The organism is Bacillus sp. P4_E1, from assembly GCF_056401715.1.
This window is the reverse complement of record NZ_JBFUIV010000004.1, coordinates 219,904-238,812: the sequence shown is the minus strand read 5'-3', so window position 1 is coordinate 238,812 and position 18,909 is coordinate 219,904. Positions and strand designations below refer to the sequence as shown.

15 protein-coding genes and 1 pseudogene are annotated in these 18,909 nt (G+C 33.7%); 9 read left to right on the top strand and 7 right to left on the bottom strand.

Annotation, left to right across the window (positions count from 1 at the left end):
- Window positions 1–140: 140 nt before the first annotated feature.
- On the top strand, window positions 141–1,055 hold the full coding sequence (locus tag AC1DS7_RS07550) for an HPP family protein (RefSeq protein WP_113708722.1): 915 nt from the start codon (window positions 141–143) through the stop codon (window positions 1,053–1,055).
- A gap of 71 nt (window positions 1,056–1,126) precedes the next feature.
- On the opposite strand, the gene AC1DS7_RS07545 is transcribed toward AC1DS7_RS07550, so the two are convergent.
- Window positions 1,127–1,834, bottom strand: coding sequence for an alpha/beta fold hydrolase (locus AC1DS7_RS07545; protein ID WP_002189214.1), 708 nt, complete (start codon window positions 1,832–1,834; stop codon window positions 1,127–1,129).
- Window positions 1,835–1,976: 142 nt separating this feature from the next.
- Here AC1DS7_RS07545 and AC1DS7_RS07540 point away from each other — a divergent pair, with 142 nt between their 5' ends.
- Window positions 1,977–2,849, top strand: a complete 873-nt coding sequence (locus tag AC1DS7_RS07540; RefSeq protein ID WP_476998887.1) for a LysR family transcriptional regulator — start codon at window positions 1,977–1,979, stop codon at window positions 2,847–2,849.
- 53 nt (window positions 2,850–2,902) lie between these two features.
- On the opposite strand, the gene AC1DS7_RS07535 is transcribed toward AC1DS7_RS07540, so the two are convergent.
- The 3 genes and pseudogenes from AC1DS7_RS07535 to AC1DS7_RS07525 all read right to left on the bottom strand — a co-directional run bounded on the left by AC1DS7_RS07535 (window position 2,903) and on the right by AC1DS7_RS07525 (window position 4,786).
- Window positions 2,903–3,475, bottom strand: a complete 573-nt coding sequence (locus tag AC1DS7_RS07535) for an urease accessory protein UreH domain-containing protein (RefSeq protein ID WP_080118357.1) — start codon at window positions 3,473–3,475, stop codon at window positions 2,903–2,905.
- An 88-nt stretch (window positions 3,476–3,563) separates the two neighbouring features.
- Window positions 3,564–3,774: pseudogene (locus tag AC1DS7_RS07530) on the bottom strand (hypothetical protein); the annotation flags it as partial.
- 19 nt (window positions 3,775–3,793) lie between these two features.
- Window positions 3,794–4,786 carry a F510_1955 family glycosylhydrolase gene (locus AC1DS7_RS07525; protein WP_016103157.1) on the bottom strand — a complete coding sequence of 331 codons (993 nt, stop codon included), beginning with the start codon at window positions 4,784–4,786 and terminating at the stop codon, window positions 3,794–3,796.
- Between the two features lie 223 nt (window positions 4,787–5,009).
- Between AC1DS7_RS07525 and AC1DS7_RS07520 the strand changes: the two genes are divergently transcribed.
- Both AC1DS7_RS07520 and AC1DS7_RS07515 read left to right on the top strand, forming a co-directional pair.
- Window positions 5,010–6,293: an aminopeptidase P family protein gene (locus tag AC1DS7_RS07520; protein WP_016103158.1), complete on the top strand. Its 1,284-nt coding sequence runs from the start codon at window positions 5,010–5,012 to the stop codon at window positions 6,291–6,293.
- 118 nt (window positions 6,294–6,411) lie between these two features.
- The gene (locus tag AC1DS7_RS07515) at window positions 6,412–8,016 is read left to right on the top strand and encodes a multicopper oxidase family protein (RefSeq protein ID WP_016103159.1); all 1,605 of its coding nucleotides are present in this window, start codon (window positions 6,412–6,414) and stop codon (window positions 8,014–8,016) included.
- Between the two features lie 51 nt (window positions 8,017–8,067).
- On the opposite strand, the gene AC1DS7_RS07510 is transcribed toward AC1DS7_RS07515, so the two are convergent.
- Window positions 8,068–8,613: a hypothetical protein gene (locus tag AC1DS7_RS07510; RefSeq protein WP_002141309.1), complete on the bottom strand. Its 546-nt coding sequence runs from the start codon at window positions 8,611–8,613 to the stop codon at window positions 8,068–8,070.
- Between the two features lie 438 nt (window positions 8,614–9,051).
- On the opposite strand from AC1DS7_RS07510, the gene topB reads away from it, so the two are divergent.
- Window positions 9,052–11,196, top strand: coding sequence for a DNA topoisomerase III (gene topB, locus AC1DS7_RS07505; RefSeq protein ID WP_002012275.1), 2,145 nt, complete (start codon window positions 9,052–9,054; stop codon window positions 11,194–11,196).
- A gap of 440 nt (window positions 11,197–11,636) precedes the next feature.
- On the opposite strand, the gene AC1DS7_RS07500 is transcribed toward topB, so the two are convergent.
- Window positions 11,637–12,305 carry a YczE/YyaS/YitT family protein gene (locus AC1DS7_RS07500; RefSeq protein WP_033708127.1) on the bottom strand — a complete coding sequence of 223 codons (669 nt, stop codon included), beginning with the start codon at window positions 12,303–12,305 and terminating at the stop codon, window positions 11,637–11,639.
- A 138-nt stretch (window positions 12,306–12,443) separates the two neighbouring features.
- Here AC1DS7_RS07500 and AC1DS7_RS07495 point away from each other — a divergent pair, with 138 nt between their 5' ends.
- Together AC1DS7_RS07495 and AC1DS7_RS07490 are read left to right on the top strand one after the other, a co-directional pair.
- Complete coding sequence (locus AC1DS7_RS07495; protein ID WP_000347551.1) at window positions 12,444–13,319, top strand: LysR family transcriptional regulator; 876 nt, start codon at window positions 12,444–12,446, stop codon at window positions 13,317–13,319.
- Window positions 13,320–13,924: 605 nt separating this feature from the next.
- The gene (locus AC1DS7_RS07490) at window positions 13,925–15,172 is read left to right on the top strand and encodes a DUF4153 domain-containing protein (protein WP_002031260.1); all 1,248 of its coding nucleotides are present in this window, start codon (window positions 13,925–13,927) and stop codon (window positions 15,170–15,172) included.
- Window positions 15,173–15,297: 125 nt separating this feature from the next.
- Here the strand turns inward: AC1DS7_RS07490 and AC1DS7_RS07485 are convergent, their stop codons facing one another.
- On the bottom strand, window positions 15,298–16,263 hold the full coding sequence (locus AC1DS7_RS07485) for an arsenic resistance protein (protein ID WP_002031262.1): 966 nt from the start codon (window positions 16,261–16,263) through the stop codon (window positions 15,298–15,300).
- Window positions 16,264–16,575: 312 nt separating this feature from the next.
- Between AC1DS7_RS07485 and AC1DS7_RS07480 the strand changes: the two genes are divergently transcribed.
- Window positions 16,576–17,268, top strand: a complete 693-nt coding sequence (locus tag AC1DS7_RS07480; RefSeq protein ID WP_016092819.1) for an FMN-dependent NADH-azoreductase — start codon at window positions 16,576–16,578, stop codon at window positions 17,266–17,268.
- A 236-nt stretch (window positions 17,269–17,504) separates the two neighbouring features.
- The gene (gene brnQ, locus AC1DS7_RS07475; protein WP_016103162.1) at window positions 17,505–18,863 is read left to right on the top strand and encodes a branched-chain amino acid transport system II carrier protein; all 1,359 of its coding nucleotides are present in this window, start codon (window positions 17,505–17,507) and stop codon (window positions 18,861–18,863) included.
- Window positions 18,864–18,909: the final 46 nt, after the last annotated feature.

Here is an 18,909-nt window from a genome sequence, read left to right as displayed (position 1 = left end):
TGTAAGTGTATGGGGTGATAAAGAATGAAAAAACTACAAATACTTGAAATAGAAAAGATGTTAATATACAATACCTAAGTAGGGTATATAGGGTATTGTTTTAATTTATGAGAGTAATAAGCAAAAAGGAGTATGTAATAATGAATTCAGTAATTTCAAGGAAAGAAACAATCATATCATATAGCATTGCAATTCTATTTATATTAGCGATGGTTACAGCTGGTGTACTATTAGATGATCCAGAAGTAATTTTGCCGGAAATAGCTGCGATGGCAATAGCTTTATGGGTATATCGTGAGCCGGGATGGCTAAGACAACCAGAAAAAATCTTTATTGCGCCGTCAATAACAGCTGTTATTGGTTTTGCAGTGAATCAAATGGATATTTCCTATATAGGAAAAGTTAGCTTAACACTTATATTAATGATGTTGTTTTTACGTGTTATTCAATCCAATTTAGCACCATCTATTGCGACAGGTTTATTACCATTAGTAACAAATGCGACGGAATGGTCATTTGTTATCTCAGTCTTCGTTTTGACATTTATTTTAATGATTGGTGTTCTTATTTTTAAATTGAATAACGGTATTGAGAGAAAAGTTAAAATCCAATATAAATATATGGTTGTATTTCTATTTTTAAATTTTGTATGGATCAGTTTATGTTGGATAACTGGTTATGAACAATTAGCGGTTATTCCGCCAATTCTAGTCGTTGTGTATGAATCACTTCAAAAACCGATGTACAATGAAAAAATGGCATTTAAACAAATACTAGTATTAACTACATCAGCAACTGTTGGAACGTTATTGTACTTTGCGATTGATTCATGGATTGTAGTTACTTTATTAAATATGATATTAATGCTAATTTTATTAAAAATCGTTGGAGTGCGTATTCCAGCAGCTTATGCATTTCCATTACTTCCGCTCGTATTTCCTGATGAAATGATAAAAATGTTACCTGTAGGCTCATTCATTGCGGGGGTATTCTTATTTGGGGCAGTACTACTGTATAAAAAGTGGGAGATGAAGAAAAAGGGAACGCAAATGTAGAGAAGAAAATACAATCCCTAGTTAGCATAATAAATAGACACCCGCGGGTGTCTATTTTCATTAAATGAAATTTAGCTTAACTCATTTAAGCAATTCACAAGTTCTGTTGTTTTAGAAAAGAATGGTGAATGATCAGCTTCCAAAGTAATTATTTTTGTGCAAGTAGTTTCTGTATGCATTCGGCGCTGAAAATCAATCGGAATCGCTCTATCTAGAGTTGTTTCGATATAAATACGATTTACAGTTCCAAAGTTCTCTTCTGATATTTTCAGCTCTTTTTGGAACGGTCCTAGTGGTTGAGGACGCATTTGATTAAAAGATGCTCCTTTAATAGAACCGTCTTCTGTAGCATTTAAAAATGTTTGTTCAATCAACTCTGGTATAAGTTCTGCGGTCATGTCATTCTCATTTATAGAGAATTGTGGGCCAGCTTCTCCGTCTAACTTACTACCAAGACTTTCTCCATTTTGTGGCAAGAATGCACAAAGATATACTAATTTATCGATTTTATTTGGTATAAGCTCAGCGGTTTGAGTGATCACAATTCCACCCATACTATGTCCAACAAGAATAACTTTTTCATTTTGTTGATTTATAATAGTTGTTACTGCATTAACATAGGAATCTAATGTTATATTTTGTGATGGAGTTGTATCTTTCCCACTTCCAGGTAAGTCTAGTGTAATAACTGTATGTCCGAAAGCCTCTAGTTGAGGTTTTACTAAATCCCATGCCCATTCACCTTGCCATGCTCCATGTACTAAAACGTAAGTACTCATTTAATCAACACTCCTCTAATGTTTATATGTTTATTTTTTCGTAATATTGATGATGTATAATTAGTGTATATGAAGTGGGTTAATAAATATAATGAAGCTTATTTATAGATGATATAAATAACTTTTATATAAGGAGAACAGAATGAACGTTTTTGATTTTAAAGTTTTTAAATACGTGGCTCGTTTGAACAGCATTAGTTTAGCAGCTAAGGAGTTACATATGACACAGCCGGCCATAACTCATATCGTAAACAAATTAGAGAAACGATATGCTATAACATTATTTGATCGCTCTAGACAAGGAACTGTTTTAACTGAAAATGGAAAAGAATTTTTAGTTTGTGTAGATCGACTTCTAATGGAGTATGAAAACCTTGAAGAAACAGCTTTACAATTAAAAAATAATAACTTGTATAAGATTGTATTAGCTACATATCCTTCAGTTACTGTATATTGTTTGGCGGAGTGTATCGAACTAGGTAATTTTGATCAAAGTCAGTATGTGCTTGCAGTTCGAGAAGGAAGCTATCAAGAAGTGTTAGATTGGCTGTCTTCTGGAAGTGCAGATTTTTCTATTTCTATAAAAGAAAATTTAATACCAGGATTTCATTATGATGTAATTGGTGAAGATCCGTATGTTATGGTTTCTTCTAAGTCAGTTCCATCTGGTCTTACAATGAAAGAGTTGAAAAATTATCCTTTTATAATGCCGCTCTCTGGTTGTAAAGAAGTACTTGAACCATATTTGACGAAAAATGAAATAGTAGTTAATAAAGTGATGGAATCAGAGACCATTAGTTCAGCATTAGCACTGGCTTTACAAGTTAACGGTATAACAATCGTTCCGTTATCAGGACTTCATAAACAAATTATTCATGACTTCACCGTGCAACCGATTGAAATTAAAATTCCACGGCAACTAATAATGCAATGGTCACCTAAAAAAGAAAATGACCCATTGTTTCTGACGTTTGCTATGAATTTATTAGCGCAGTTACAAAAAAAGAAAAAATAATAACATGTTTGTAAAAAAGGTAAGTTCGACTCACTTGAACTTGCCTTTTTTATTTATACCCAATATAAGGATATATCATAAAGTCCGATTAAAATGAGTAGTACCCCTGCTATACGCTGAATGTTTTTTCCTGTTTTTCGGCTCTTTTTAAGTAGTGCTCCATTTAATCCAAGGTAGGAGATGATGAACATAAGTACAACGATAGGTAGAGCAGTTCCTATCGAAAAGAATGTCGGAAACAAGTATCCATAATTAGATGAGAAAGATAAAGGGATTAACGTTCCGAAAAATAGAACGAACATAGTCGGACAGAAGGCTAAGGAAAAAAAGAATCCAAGTAAAAATGAGCCAACCTCATTTTGTTTTCGTATAAATTTGATTGAGAAGAAACTTCTTCCTTTTATAATACCTGCCAACATTAGCCCCATTAAAATTAATAAAGGTCCAATTATTTTTCGTAACCATGGGAAATACAAAGTTAATATTTGCTGAATCTCTTTTCCTAAGAACCATACTAATAGTCCAAGTGTCGTAAAAGCTATTATTTTTCCTAAAATGAATAACAATATATGTTTCCATGCATGTCCCTTTTGTAAAGATTGATTGCCATAAAGTGAAACTTTGATCAGTGGGGGTTTTGTTCATCCCCCACTGATTATTAGTTGAACCAATCGGGCATTTACGGGCAGTTGATATCCCACCTAACTTCTTTGTACTATCCGAATTTTGAGGTGGGAGTTTTACTGCCCGTTAATGCGGGATAAAGTGTAATAGCGCTAATGTTTCCTGTTAATTGGCAAGGAGCAAGGGTACCTACAATGCCTAATAAAAACGCAAATAAAAGAGGAATTGATTTCGTAGCATTCGCGATATCCATTAAAGGAGACATGAGTTGATAACTCCACTCGCTAACTGTTGAAAACACGTTATATTCACCTTTCTAACTAGTTATATTGTAATGTTCCATTTTTAGTAATCTGCTTCCACGTTTTACCGTCATCCATAGAAAGAAAGACATTTGCTTTCATTGTAGCAAAAACTATTTCAGCTGAATTTTGAGGATTTTGTGATATGTACATAATTGTATCTTTAGAATCTAAAGATGGAATCTGTAAGTTTGTTTCTTCATTTGTAGCACTTGATTTCTTCGTAATCAGTTGCTCAGTTTGCTTATTAATAGAGGCATAGATAATGTCTTCATTACTTAATGTAACTGCGGTCGATTCAACTGGTTTAGAAAATAGTTCAAATGTATTTCCATAATCTGTAGACAAATATACACCGTCTTTAGCACTTACCGCGACTACACTAGATTGATCTGGATGTGCTGAAAAGGAATGGATTGTACTTGAAAGACCGTTTAATTTACTATTTTTCCAATCTTGTCCGTTGTTCGTACTGAAATAAAAACCTTGTTGTAATTTAGAATTTGGACGCTCATTGTATAAATAAATTGCTTCCGTATTATATCCGACAGCAAGGTTATGAAAATCAGATTCTCCATAAAACGCTAGCTTTTCGAGGGTATTACCGCCATCAGAACTTTTCATTAGCCCTAAAGGATTTTTTAAATTTGCACCTGGTTCAGGATGACCGCTGGCAACGAATCCATTCTTTGTTGCCTGAAATCCCATGTAATCATGTAGCTCAGTCGTAGTTTCAAACCATTTACCATCTTGATAAACTTTTATACCACTGTGAGTTGCGATAGAAACCCCAGGCATATTTCCCGCGTAGCCAATTCCATGAATGTGCTCGATTTTTCCAGAGGTAATTTCTTTATAGAAGTTTTGTGGAATCGTATTTGCTGTTTCTTTATTTTTTGGCTGAGATTGCACCGTTTCTTTTTTAGCTGGTGCTGTTTCAGCATTGCTAGAACATCCTGTAATTATTAATAAAGAAGTAATTGCTAACCCTGTTGCTACATAATGTTTCACTTTTGTAGACTCCTTTCCATATATATGAGATTTTAAGTATATGGAATAAATGTCAAGAAATTGTGGAGTGGTATGCATAATTTAGAGTGGAAGGGGCCCTAGTAATGAAGATTTTCTTTTCTCTATGAGCACTATTAATTGACGAAAAATTATAACAATAATAGAATGAATTATATTGGATAATCAGTTTCAAAATTATACATAGAATGCTAGGGGGATTATTATGAAATCAACATTTTTTGCTCAAAATAGAGAACGATTAGTAAACACATTACCGGATGAATCTATTACTATTTTATTTGCTGGGCAAGCACCTCATATGTCAGCCGATGCACATTATAAATTTGTGCCGAATCGAAATTTTTACTATTTAACGGGAATCGATGAGCCAAATGTTATTTTCATGTTGAAAAAGTTTGGAAATAGTGTGGAAGAAACTCTTTTCATTGAAAAATCAGATCCAGTAATGGAAAAATGGGACGGTAAAACAGTTTCTAAAGAAGATGCAGAACAAATTTCAGGCATAAAAAAAGTTGTATATATAGAAAGCTTTGAGAAGACAATGGCAAATACACTTTTCACAGAAAATGTGAAGCATCTGTATTTAGATTTAGAGCGTCGTGAGTGGAAGGGTACTGAGACGAAAACGTTAGCGTTTGCTAAATATGTAAGAGAACAGTATCCACACGTTTTAATTGGTAATGTATATCCGTATATTTGTGAATTACGAGTGTTTAAAACGGAAGAAGAAATTGAAATCATTAAAGAAGCGATTGTTGTAACTAAAGAGGGTATTTATAACGTGCTGAAGCATGCAAAAGCAGATGTGATGGAATATGAATTAGAAGCTCATTTTGATTTTACGCTTAAATCATCTGGAATTAAACATCATGCATTCAATACAATTTTGGCGAGTGGTAAAAATGCTACAGTCCTTCATTATGAAGATAATGATGCACAAATTCAAAATGGTGATTTAGTGCTGCTCGATTTAGGTGCTCAAAAAGATTACTACAACGCTGATATTAGTTACACATTCCCAGCTAGTGGAACATTTTCTAGTCGCCAAAAACAAATATATAATATAGTGTTAAAAGCATTGAAAGAAACAACTGAGCTTATTAAGCCAGGATTAAAGTTTACGGCATTAAATGAGCATACAAAAAAGGTACTGGCAGAAGAGTGTAAAGCAATTGGTTTAATTCAAGAAGATGAAGAGTTATCAAAATACTATTATCATGGCGTCAGCCATTTCCTTGGTTTAGATACTCACGATGTAGGAACATACAAAGATAGAGTGTTAGAAGAAGGTATGGTTATAACAATCGAACCTGGTCTTTATATTGAAGAAGAATCAATTGGAATTCGTATTGAGGATGATATCCTTGTAACAAAAGATGGGTATGAAAACTTGTCAAAAGATATCATTAGAGAAGTTGAAGAGATTGAAGAGTTTATGAGTGAAAATAATGTGAATGTAAAAGAAGATGAAGTTGTTACGAAATAATTATTAGAAGAGGCGCTCAATTTTGGGCGTCTTTTTATTTGGGCCGTTTTAAACCTCCATATTTTCTTGAAAATTGTCTTCTATAATAATCTTGAAAAAGAAAAAGGAGGGATTTTCAATGAAGAGATTTATATTAACAGCAGTTACAGTCTCCGTAATATCTTTAATTGCTGCATGTTCTGCGACCACAAATACAACAAATGATCATAAAAATATGGACGATAAAAAAACAACACAGACTGAAACGGCTACAAAACCATTGAAAGTTGTAAAAGGGCCAGAAGTTACTTTAGTAGCGAAAGAAGAAAAGCAAAAGCTAAGTAACGGTGTTATTGTTCCAGTCTGGACATTTAATGGCTCATCCCCAGGTCCAGAAATCAGAGTGGAAAAAGGTGAAAAGGTTAAAGTGACATTAAAAAATGAATTATATGCACCAGTATCTATTCATTGGCATGGGTATCCTGTCCCAAATAACATGGATGGAATTCCAGGTGTGACGCAAGATGCGGTTGAACCTGGAAAGAGTTTTACCTATGAATTTGAAGCGAACGTACCAGGAACATATTGGTATCATTCGCATCAAGATTCTGTGAATCAACTAGATAGAGGTTTATATGGTGCTCTCATTGTAGAAGATACTAATGAAAAATATGATAAAGATTACACATTAATGTTGGATGAATGGGTTACAGATAAAGAAGAAATTAATAAGCAGTTAAAAGAAATGACAAAAGGGCCAACAGGTAATAAATCTAAGGGTAATGAAAATACGAAAAAGAATGATGATATGAAAGGCATGGATCATTCCGGTATGGACAGTGATAAAAAAGACTCTAGTAATATGGCAGGTCATGATATGAGTATGTATGACTTATTCACAATCAATGGTCAAAGCGGAGATTTAGTAGAGCTGTTAAAAGTGAATGAAGGGGATAAAGTTCGTCTTCGACTCGTTAATGCTGGTTATCTATCACATGATATACATGTTCACGGTCATGATATAAAAGTAATTGCGACAGATGGTCAACCAATTAACGATCCAAAAGTTATAAAAGACAAAGTAATTTCAATTGCACCGGGTGAACGTTATGATATTGAATTTACAGCTAACAATCCTGGGAAATGGTACGTTGAAGACCATTCAGAAAGTAAAGGTGCAAAAGGAATGAAAGCTATTATTGAATATGATGGCAGCAAAGAGATGAAAGACAAAGCAGATGAAAAAGAAAAATTACCGAAATTAGATATGACGAAATATGGTGCTAAAAAATTAGGTAGTTTCACGTTAAATCAACAGTATATTGCCACATATAATATGGACTTGAATACACAAATGAATGGAAATGAAATGGTATATACAATTAACGGAAAGGTATTCCCAGATATTGACCCAATTTCAGTGAAAAAGGGTGACTTAGTAAAAGTAAAATTAGTAAATCGCTCTAAAGCGGACGATCATCCGATGCATTTACACGGTCATTTCTTCCAGGTGTTAAGTAAAGATGGAAAACCGGTAGAAGGTTCTCCAATTGTTAAAGACACTTTGAACTTAAAACCAGGAGAAGAATATGAAGTAGCCTTTGTAGCAGACAATCCGGGTGAATGGATGTTCCACTGTCATGATTTACACCATGCTTCAGCGGGGATGGTAACAGAAGTGAAATATACAGATTATAAATCTGATTATGTTCCAAACCCTAACATTCCTAATAAGCCAGAATAATATGAAGCAGTTATCCTATGGATAGCTGCTTATTTATTTTCGTTGCAAGTGTTAATGCATATGTTGATCGTGCCCGGATGAAGATGGGGGAGTATGGTCGGGGAATGTCACGAACACGGCAACGATAATTACCACACTAATTGAAAGTAATAATAAAAAACGCCGTTGGATAAAAGTAGAAAAGGTTTCTGATAAAAGTTGAATTATACATGACATAGTTATTGTTATAGTAAGTAAAAGACTAATGAACAGTATACTGTGGGCTTGTTGAGCGTTTAACATTTCTGTAATCATAGCTCCCATCATACTTGCCATTAATCCAGAGAACAGTCCTTCTAAAGCAGTATATAGGTGAAAACGTAGACCGACTAAAAAACCGATAAACCCACTAATCAAAATAGCAAGTAAAGTAGAATATAGTAATTCTCCTTTGAAGAGAATCCCTAAATAAAAACCTATACTTAAACCGATACACATACTAAAAGACATAATAAATACCATATACTCCATTAGGGTACCCTTACGTTTAGAAATATATGATGTAATAATAATCGAGATACAACAAAGTGTTAAGGCAGTTAACGTATAAGCGAACATCATGATACCTCCCTGTCCTATCATTCACTTCATCATATGTTCAAATGGAGAGTACTTATGCTAATATATATCTGCAAATTATCTGCACAATTTAAAAAAGGTAAGTTCAATATAATTTTCAAATAATGATGGTTCTCTTAGTGGACGATGCTTCATAAAGAATTGTTGTATTTTTATTTTGAAAGAATATATGTAAGCAAGTAGTAGTGAATGGAAAAGATGTTCGATTTTTGAGCATCTTTTTTGTCTATAAGCATGAGAAAGAAAGTGTTATATAATGAGTTTCTATTGTGAAGCTATAAAGAATAAGCGTATAATATTATAGGTCTCCCATTTGTGAGGCAAACCGCGAATGATAAATAAGATGGTTGTTTTATCATCGCTTCTAAACAGATAGACAATGAAAGTAACACTGGAATACAGATAGGGAGTTAGAAGATGAAATTAATTATTGCCGAGAAACCAGATCAAGGTTTGGCTCTTGTTTCACAGTTTAAATATCGCCGGAAAGATGGGTATTTAGAAGTAGAAGCAAATGAGTTATTTCCAAATGGAGCGTACTGTACATGGGCAATTGGTCATTTGACGCAGTTATGTAATCCAGAGCATTATCACGCTGAGTGGAAGAAATGGTCACTTAATACATTGCCGATGATTCCAGAGCGTTTTCAATTTGAGGTAACAAAGTCAAAGTATAAGCAATTTAACGTTGTGAAACAGCTGTTACATAATCCACAGGTAACAGAAATTATTCACGCGGGTGATGCTGGGCGTGAAGGGGAACTGATTGTAAGAAATATTATTAATCTTTGCAACGTGCAAAAGCCAATGAAGCGTCTTTGGATTTCATCTTTAACGAAGCAAGCTATTTATCAAGGATTTAAAAACTTACTAGATGAAGCAGATACGATTAATACGTATTACGAAGCATATACAAGATCTTGCGCTGACTGGGTCGTTGGTATGAATGCATCGCGTGTCTTTAGTATTTTGCTAAAGAAAAAAGGAATGAATGATGTGTTTTCCGCTGGTCGTGTACAAACACCAACATTAGCACTCATTGTAAAGCGTGAAAAAGAAATAGAGAACTTTAAGTCAGAGCCGTTTTGGGAAGTGTTCGCAACCTTTAATATAGAAGGAAAGAAATATGAGGGGAAATGGGAGAAAGATAATGAGTCCCGCTTAAATGACCCTGATTTGGCAAATAAAATTGCAGCGTTTTGTCAAAACAAACCGGCTGTAGTAAAAGAAATGAAAACGGAGCGTAAAGAGTTTCAGCCGCCGTTTTTATTTAATTTATCAGCACTGCAAGCGACAGCGAATAAAGCCTTTAAATTTTCACCAAAAAAGACACTTGATATAACGCAAGCACTATATCAAAAAGGGATTGTCTCTTACCCTCGTTCGGATTCTAACTATGTAACACAAGGAGAGGCAGCGACGTTCCCTGATATTTTACAGAAGTTAAGTCAGTTTGATGAATATAAAGGTTTATTGCCAGCACCAATTGAATCGATTATGAATAATAAGCGTTATGTGAATGAAAAGAAAGTTACAGATCACTACGCAATTATACCGACAGAGCAAGTTACAAATCCAAGCAAACTATCAGGTGATGAAAAGAAAATTTACGATATGATTGTAAGAAGGCTGATTGCGGCGCATTATGAAGTAGCAATCTTTGATTACACAACGATTACAACTCTTGTAGACGAACGTGCTGCGTTCATTTCGAAAGGAAAACAGCAAATTCAAGAAGGTTGGCGTAAAGTTATTTTCCAAGACGATAAAGATGACGAAACGATTCTTCCAATTGTAGCTGAAGGTGAACAAGGAAAAGTTGTAAAGGTGAAAGTGAAAGAAGGAAAAACACAGCCACCGAAACGTTATACAGAAGGACAACTCATTACGTTAATGAAAACGGCCGGTAAGTATTTAGAAAATGAAGAGCTTGAGAAAGTATTGAAGAAAACAGAAGGTTTAGGTACTGAGGCCACTCGTGCTGGTATTATTACGATGCTGAAAGACCGTAAATATATAGATGTACAGAAAAACCAAGTGTACGCAACCGATAAAGGGAAAGTATTAATTACAGCAATCGGTGATAAAATACTGGCTTCACCAGAAATGACAGCAAAATGGGAGCAACGCCTTGCGGAAATTGGAGAAGGTACAGCTTCACCAGCGACATTTATGGAGCAAACGAAAAAGCTATCAGCTAAAATTATTGAAGATGCGGTAGAAATGTCGGAGAAATGGGATTTCACCGGATTACATGTTGAATCGATTGAGCGAAAAGGATCGAAATTTACAACAGGTAAAAAGGTCGGGAACTGTAAAAAATGCGATGGCGATGTTATTGATAAGTCGACGTTTTACGGTTGTTCTAACTACAATACAACACAATGTGATTTTACCATCTCGAAGAAGATTTTAAGCAAAGCTATTTCGCAAAAAAACATGACGAAACTATTAAAAGGTGAGAAGACCGATTTAATTAAAGGCTTTAAAAAAGGCGAGAAAACGTTTGATGCGAAGTTAGAGTGGAAAGATAATAAGATTAATTTTGTGTTTGAGAATTAAGTGGTTTTAACAAATGAAAAAGCTCTTTCCCGAGTAAGATGTGCTGTATTAGGTTTGAAAATATAGATAGAAAAGAAAAAGCATGACAATTTTATGTCATGCTTTTTTATTTTATAATTACAGAGTTTTGTATACTAGCACTAAAATTTATTTGAAATAATTGTTTGAAAAGATGGTATGAAATAGTGTTAAGTAGCAATAAAGTCTTTTAAAATATAAAAAAGTTGTTTAAAGATCCTTCTTTAACTAAACGGCAGGTTAGTTTTAATACAATATTTGTTTTATCATTTAACCAAAGTGATAGAAGGTCAAAGAAAAGGCAGTAATAAAGAAGTGCCATTCCTAATGTGGACTGGCACTTGGTAAGGTGTAAAATTCATTATTTGATTTCGGCTGAGGAATTTGATTCATCTATTTTTCCTGTACTTTATTATGATTCCTTAGACAGCCTTTTCTGTTTTAAATACCCATTGTTGGAGAGGTGGTTGATAATACGGTATCATCCACCCTAAAATTTTGCCGATAAAATAGGCGGCAATTAGTGTGCCGATTCCGATTGAGCCTAATGATTGAATGAAAACTATACAGATTGCACCAGCCACACAAATGTTTATTAAATCGCTCAAAATTTTTGCTTTACCGAATTTTAAATTAAATTTTTCACTAATTGCATAAGTTAACGCATCATACGGCATTAATGGCAGTTTCGCTGTTGTATAGCCCATTAAACCGACCGCTATAACAAATAAACTAACAATCAAATATACACTTCGAGCAAGGAGAGTTTCAGGTGCAGGGAAAAGTTGTACAAGGAAGAGCGTTGCATCCATGAAAAAACCAAATAAAAACGAAATAATGAATTGACTCACAAATTCATTTAACTCCATTCGTTTACTTAATATCACTTGAATAATAATGTATAAAACATTTGCAAGCGCCATTGTCACACCAACCGATAAACCAATCGTTAGCGTACTTGCATATGCTAATGATGACACAGGCGATACACCAAATCCTGCTTGAATCGACATGCTAATGCCAATCGACATAAAAAATAACCCGAGCACGTATAAGATGATGCGCTTCAAGGTTCTACTCCAATGATTCATAGTATCTCTCACTTTCTAGTTAATATTATCAATATAAAGACTATAGCTATAGAATTAAATATAACGCTAAATTCGACATATGAAAAATATATATATGATAAACTAATTATATCAAAAAACATATGACGGAGAGATACAATGGATTTCAGGCAATTATATTACTTTAAAGAAATTGTGAAACAAGGAAGCATTTCTAAGGCAGCAGAAGTGCTCCATATCGCGCAGCCCCCACTTAGCCAATTATTAAAAAAGCTTGAAACTGATCTTGGCACAACTTTAATTCATCGATATCGTCAAAAATGGGAGCTTACAGCAACAGGTGAAATACTATACCAATATGCCAATCAAATGTTAATGCAAATTCAAGATGTAAAGCAGCAAATTCAAGAAATTGAACAAGGTATAGGCGGAACAGTAAGTATCGGTGTATCGTCTACATGTTCGAATATGCTCATTGACTATGTTAGTACGTTTAGAACACAATACCCTAATGTCAAAATAAAAATAGTAACTGGAAATTCAGAAGAATTATTAAAAAGACTAGAACAAAGAGAAATTGATGTTGCCTTACTTTTAAGATTGGGCAATAGTGAACAATATGAGATGAAAATATTAAAAAAACAACCAACCGCTGTGATTATTCCATCAAGTTGGGCAACATCGTTTTCATCACAGCATGTGACGATTGAACAGATTGCCCAGTTTCCATTCATTATGCTAGGAGCAATGGAAGGACTCTCCTTCAATGAAGACCTTTTCAAAGTATTTGATGAACATCAAGTCAAGCCAAATATCATTATCGAGTGTAAAGATATAAGGATGGTTGTAGCACTTGTTAGTAGAGGACTAGGATTATCCGTTATTCCAAGAATGGATTACACATCATCATTTTTAGAACATACAACGCTTTTTGAATTGAAACAATTTGATTTTCAGTTAGAGCCTGTAATAGTAAAATTAAAAGACCAAAGAATTTCCAAAGTAGCATCTCAATTTTGGGAAATGGTTGATTAGGAGATATGAACAAAGCAAAAATAGCCTTCAATCAAGTAATAAAGACATCTTACGAAAAATTGAGCCGGGATAAAAAGTTCTTTACTTGAGGAAGTTTCAAAACTGACTGTAGCTATATAAATAAAAGGTAAAAAGTTCTTTACTAATTTGAAAAACGCAGTAATTACATTACTTATTAGTAAAGAACTTTTTATACAAGGACATAAGTGGTTTCAACAAATGAAAAAGCTCTTTCCTGAGTAAAATGTGCTGTATTAGGTTTGAAAATATAGATAGAAAAGAAAAAGCATGACAATTTTATGTCATGCTTTTTTATTTTATAATTACAGAGTTTTGTATACTAGCACTAAAATTTATTTGAAATAATTGTTTGAAAAGGTGTTATTAAATTGGACGTTTATATCATTTTGATCATTTCTTTGAATGAGGAATGCTTTTTGTTTTTGCTTGGAATAAAAATATACAACAAAAATACTATCTAAAATAATAAAATTTTATTGCAAAACGATAAATTCTATATTAAAATCAAAAACATAATAAATAAGTGTGGTGCTTTTTATGGAAAAGGTAACAACTTTATTTTTTAAAATAGAGGAGGTATAAATATGGAGGTTAACAATTTAATAATTGAAAATATGGATAACCCTCATGAGTTGGAGAGACTGTATAGAAAAGACCCGAAAGCTTTTAAAAAGTCATTCTCACAAGCATGGGATGAAAACCCTGATTCTCAGCTTCTAGCTGCTTGGTATGAAAGGATGCATTTCAAGGAAACGGAAAATGCAGAAAAAATATCGCTGTTTCAAAAAGGTTTCTTATTCATGGGCATGTTAGCTATTCTAGCTGGGCTAAGCACCAGAATCATTTTTCACTTTGTCGAGCAGGAAGCAATTGCTCCAATTAACCTAGCTTTTGGTGTAATTCCTTTTATTGTTGCTTATTTTATTTACAATAATACTCCGAAAAAAAGTATTATTTATTTCCTTGCGGCGTTGTTCCTAATTTCCGGGTTGTATCTTAATATGTTGCCATTAACTTATAAAGACAGCATTATCCTTGCTTATTTACATCTTCCTATATTGTTATGGGTCTTAGTAGGGTTTGCGTTTACAGGAAATGAATATTCAAAAGGAAGTACGAGATTAGCTTATATTAAATTTAATTTGGAATATGGTATTCTCTACGCCAGCATGGCAGTGAGCGGAATGGTACTAGCAGCATTAACCATGCAGTTATTTAGGTTTGTTGACTTGAATATAGAAGACTTCTATTTTAGTAATGTTATTTTATTTGGTGCTGCCGCTCTCGCTATTGTGGCTGCATACTTGGCATCAATGAATCTTAAACTTGCTAAGAATATTACACCATACATATCTAAAATTTTTAGTCCTCTCGTCCTGATCACATTGTTGATTTATCTTATAACGGTTATATGGGTCGGGAAAAATCCGTTCTTGGACCGCAATTTCCTAATGGCCTTCAACGGAATACTCCTTGGTGTATTGGCTGTTACCATATTTTCCATTGTTGAGAGTGAATCAGACGAGAAAAAGAACATTTCAGATTATATCAATTTTGCCTTAATTGTTCTTGCGCTTATTATTGACACTGTAGCTTTGTCAGCCATCGTATTCAGACTTTCTTCTTATGGGATTACACCTAATAGACTTGCTGTTTTAGGAGTAAACATACTGATTTGGGCAAATCTCATTTGGATTATGTTATCCTATATGCGTTTTCTACAAAACAAATCAGGACCGACAGCTATCCAAGACGCCGTTACGAAGTATTTGCCAATCTACGGACTTTGGGCAGCTTTCGTTATATTTACTTTTCCTATAATTTTTAATTAGAAAGACTTTGTTAACGTAACGACAAGCTAATTTTCTATAACGTATAAAATCCTTAGAGCTGATAAGTATCGTTACTTCTATACTTTCTCGACAATAAAAAAAACGTCCCAAAGTAGGACGTTTTTTTATGTGTATTGCTGTTTTTTCTTAATAAGTAATAACACTTGTGACACACACGCTAGTACTGGTAGTTCTATTAACGGTCCAATCACTAATGCAAGCGCGATAAGAGGTTCGTCTGGAAAAGCTGTTACAGCAATAGCGAGTGCAACAGGCGAGTTTCTCGCTAATGTTGTTAAGCTTAGGCTTACAGTGTCTTCATAGGATAAATGCATCATACGTCCTACAAACTGTCCTAGTATAAAGTTAATTATGAAGAACAGTAATACTGGTATAAGTAACAATAAAACAACATTCATATTTTGTAATAAGTACTTACCTTGTGAGGCAAACATCGCTACTATTGCTAAACTTAAAAATACAATTTGCGCAGAGCTGAAAAACGGAATGAGTTTATTCTCGAGTGTTTCAGCTTTTTTCATTTTATTCATAATGAATTTTGTAGCGTGTGCAAGTACAAATGGTAAGACGATTACGATAACAATGCTTTCCACTAAAACAGAAAACGCTACAGTCTTCATGACACCAGCAAATAAAAATAAATAAATGGGAAGGAGTAGTACTTGCAATATTAAATTTACAGGTAAAATTGCAGTAGAAAGTGCTACATTTCCTTTTGCTATTTCAGTAAAGATTAAGTACCAATCTGTACATGGAGTAACCATTAACATAATAAATCCAACCCAAAGTGCCGGGTGATCTGAAAGAAATAGTGCTCCTAACCCCCAAGCGAGTAAAGGTGTCCATAAAAAATTAATGGTGAGGCTCGTTCCAGCGAATTTTAAATTACGGAATCCATTTTTTATTTCTTTCAATGGGATGCTGAGGAATAATCCATAAAGCATGAAAAATAAGAAGGGAACAATAAATTTTTCCGAATACATATGTATCATATTAAATTGTCCTAATATAACCCCGAATATAACAGCTGCAAGAATGATAAAGGTTTGAATCTTTTCTAAAGTACTCATTAATAAATCCTCTCTATAGATGAATTTCTCTCTCTAGTTGTATTATACAAGGGATTTCACTTATGTGTTTTTGAATTAATCATTTTGAATGAGGAAATATATTTCTTTATTCTTTTTAATCCGAGATATTTTTCTTTTTAAGAAGTTACTTGACTAAAGTAAGTGAATGTATTACAATCACTTACATAAGGTAATTAAATAACAAAAAGTTTTGAGTTACTTAGGTTAAGGTATCTATTGGAACTTTTTATTAGAATAAGAATTTTTATGATGATGAATAATGAATATGATAAGAAAGTTTAGGTGAAGAAAATGGGATTATTTAGCTCGTTATTTGGTAAAAAAGAAGAAAATACAAAAGTAGAGGAGAATAAAACAATGTCAAAAGTATTATTTGTAAAAGCAAACGATCGTCCAGCGGAGCAAGCGATTAGTTCAAAAATGTATGAAACATTTGTAAGTGCTTATAAGGAAGCAAATCCGAATACAGAAATTACGGAGTTAGATTTATTCGCATTAGATCTTCCGTATTACGGAAATATCGCTATTTCAGGTGGATATAAACGTAGTCAAGGAATGGAGATAACAGCTGAAGAAGAGAAGGCAGTTGCTACAGTGGATAAGTACTTAAACCAGTTTTTAGAAGCTGAAAAAGTAGTATTTGCATTCCCATTATGGAACTTTACAGTACCAGCACCATTAATCACGTATATTTCATATCTTTCTCAAGCGGGAAAAACGTTTAAATATACAGCGAACGGTCCAGAAGGTTTAGTTGGTGATAAGAAAGTAGTTGTTTTAGGTGCTCGTGGTTCAGATTACTCTTCTGAACAAATGGCTCCTATGGAAATGGCTGTTAATTACGTTACAAACGTACTTGGGTTCTGGGGAATTGCAAATCCAGAGACAGTTGTAATTGAAGGACACAATCAATATCCAGATCGTTCACAGCAAATTGTTGAAGAAGGTTTAGATAACGTTAAGAAAGTAGCGGCGAAATTTTAATTAATGATAGTAAATGTAAAACCAACATGGATGACCATGTTGGTTTTTTAGTCTAATTTCCATGTTAAAAAATGTATATTCATAAAATAAATGAAAAGTTTGAAAATAGTATTGCAAAATATTATATAACAAACTATAATGAGTTCAAGAATAGTTGATACTTAAATTAAATATTCAGAAAATTCAATTAGTTAAAATTGGAAATGAGATAAGGAAATTTGAATGGGGGTTATATTATGACGAATAAAGTACCGTTTTCGTTCATAGTAGTTATCGGATTAATGTTATTTGCACTATTTTTTGGAGCAGGAAATTTAATATTCCCAGCGATGCTTGGTCAATCGGCAGGAGAGAATGTATGGATTGCTAACGCTGGATTTTTAGTAACAGGAGTAGGTTTACCATTACTAGGTGTATTAGCATTTGGGATTTCAGGTAAAGAAGATTTACAGTCATTAGCAAGCCGAGTGCATCCAGTATTCGGAATTGTATTTACGACAGTTTTATACTTAGCAATCGGTCCGTTATTCGCTATTCCTAGAACAGGAAGCGTTTCTTATGAAATTGGTATTAAACCTTTCGTGCCAGAAGGCTTAAGTTCTACAGCGCTAATTCTTTTTACAATTGTATTCTTTAGCATCACTTGTTTTTTTTCGCTAAATCCTGCGAAAATTGTCGATATTGTTGGAAAAATCTTGACGCCAATTAAATTAACGTTTATTGGAATTTTGGTAGTCTTTGCTTTTATTCATCCAATGGGAGAAATGCAAGCACCTGCAGAGGCTTATACATCACATGCGTTCTTTAAAGGGTTCCAAGAAGGATACTTAACAATGGATACGTTAGCATCATTCGTATTTGGTATTATCATTATCAATGCTATTAAAGAAAAGGGCGCAAAAACAAAAAAAGAAATTATGATTGTTTGTGCAAAAGCAACATTGATCGCTGCATCTATTTTAGCAATAATTTATTCAGCACTTTCATTTATGGGAGCTTCAAGTGTTGCAAAACTTGGTCACTTAGATAACGGTGGTGCAGTGTTAGCAAAAGTTTCAAGCTATTATTTTGGTTCATATGGCGGAGTTATATTAGGTATAATGGTTATAGCAGCGTGTTTAACAACTAGTGTTGGACTTGTCTCAGCGTGTTCTTCATTTTTCCATAAGCTATTCCCAAGTATTCCATATAAAACGATTGCAATTATGTTATCAGTTTTCAGTGCAGTTGTTGCAAATGTAGGTTTAACACAATTAATCTCAATTTCAGTTCCTGTATTAACAGCGATTTATCCATTAGCAATCGTATTAATTTTCCTAACGTTCCTTCACCCATTGTTCAATGGAAGAGCTGAAGTGTATCAGGGAAGTTTATTAGTAACATTTATTGTAAGTATGTTTGATGGATTAAGTGCTGCTGGTGTGAAATTAGCAGTAGTGAGCGATATTCTTACTAAGTTACTTCCAATGCATGAGGTTGGATTAGGCTGGGTGTTACCAGCAGTAATTGGTGGATTAATTGGATACGGCATTAGCGTTGTGAAAATGAAAAATGGAGTTCGCCCAGCAGCTAGTGCGAATAAGAAAATAAGTTAAATGAAAAAAGTTATAGAATTTGATTCTATAACTTTTTTTGTTACTA

Excerpts from the sequence above, each read along its gene's own strand:
- AC1DS7_RS07550 (WP_113708722.1), top strand. The coding sequence starts at position 141 with ATGAATTCAGTAATTTCAAGGAAAGAAACAATCATATCATATAGCATT.
- AC1DS7_RS07545 (WP_002189214.1), bottom strand. The coding sequence starts at position 1,834 with ATGAGTACTTACGTTTTAGTACATGGAGCATGGCAAGGTGAATGGGCA.
- AC1DS7_RS07540 (WP_476998887.1), top strand. The coding sequence starts at position 1,977 with ATGAACGTTTTTGATTTTAAAGTTTTTAAATACGTGGCTCGTTTGAAC.
- AC1DS7_RS07520 (WP_016103158.1), top strand. The coding sequence starts at position 5,010 with ATGAAATCAACATTTTTTGCTCAAAATAGAGAACGATTAGTAAACACA.
- AC1DS7_RS07515 (WP_016103159.1), top strand. The coding sequence starts at position 6,412 with ATGAAGAGATTTATATTAACAGCAGTTACAGTCTCCGTAATATCTTTA.
- AC1DS7_RS07510 (WP_002141309.1), bottom strand. The coding sequence starts at position 8,613 with ATGTTCGCTTATACGTTAACTGCCTTAACACTTTGTTGTATCTCGATT.
- topB (WP_002012275.1), top strand. The coding sequence starts at position 9,052 with ATGAAATTAATTATTGCCGAGAAACCAGATCAAGGTTTGGCTCTTGTT.
- AC1DS7_RS07500 (WP_033708127.1), bottom strand. The coding sequence starts at position 12,305 with ATGAATCATTGGAGTAGAACCTTGAAGCGCATCATCTTATACGTGCTC.
- AC1DS7_RS07495 (WP_000347551.1), top strand. The coding sequence starts at position 12,444 with ATGGATTTCAGGCAATTATATTACTTTAAAGAAATTGTGAAACAAGGA.
- AC1DS7_RS07490 (WP_002031260.1), top strand. The coding sequence starts at position 13,925 with ATGGAGGTTAACAATTTAATAATTGAAAATATGGATAACCCTCATGAG.
- AC1DS7_RS07485 (WP_002031262.1), bottom strand. The coding sequence starts at position 16,263 with ATGAGTACTTTAGAAAAGATTCAAACCTTTATCATTCTTGCAGCTGTT.
- AC1DS7_RS07480 (WP_016092819.1), top strand. The coding sequence starts at position 16,576 with ATGGGATTATTTAGCTCGTTATTTGGTAAAAAAGAAGAAAATACAAAA.
- brnQ (WP_016103162.1), top strand. The coding sequence starts at position 17,505 with ATGACGAATAAAGTACCGTTTTCGTTCATAGTAGTTATCGGATTAATG.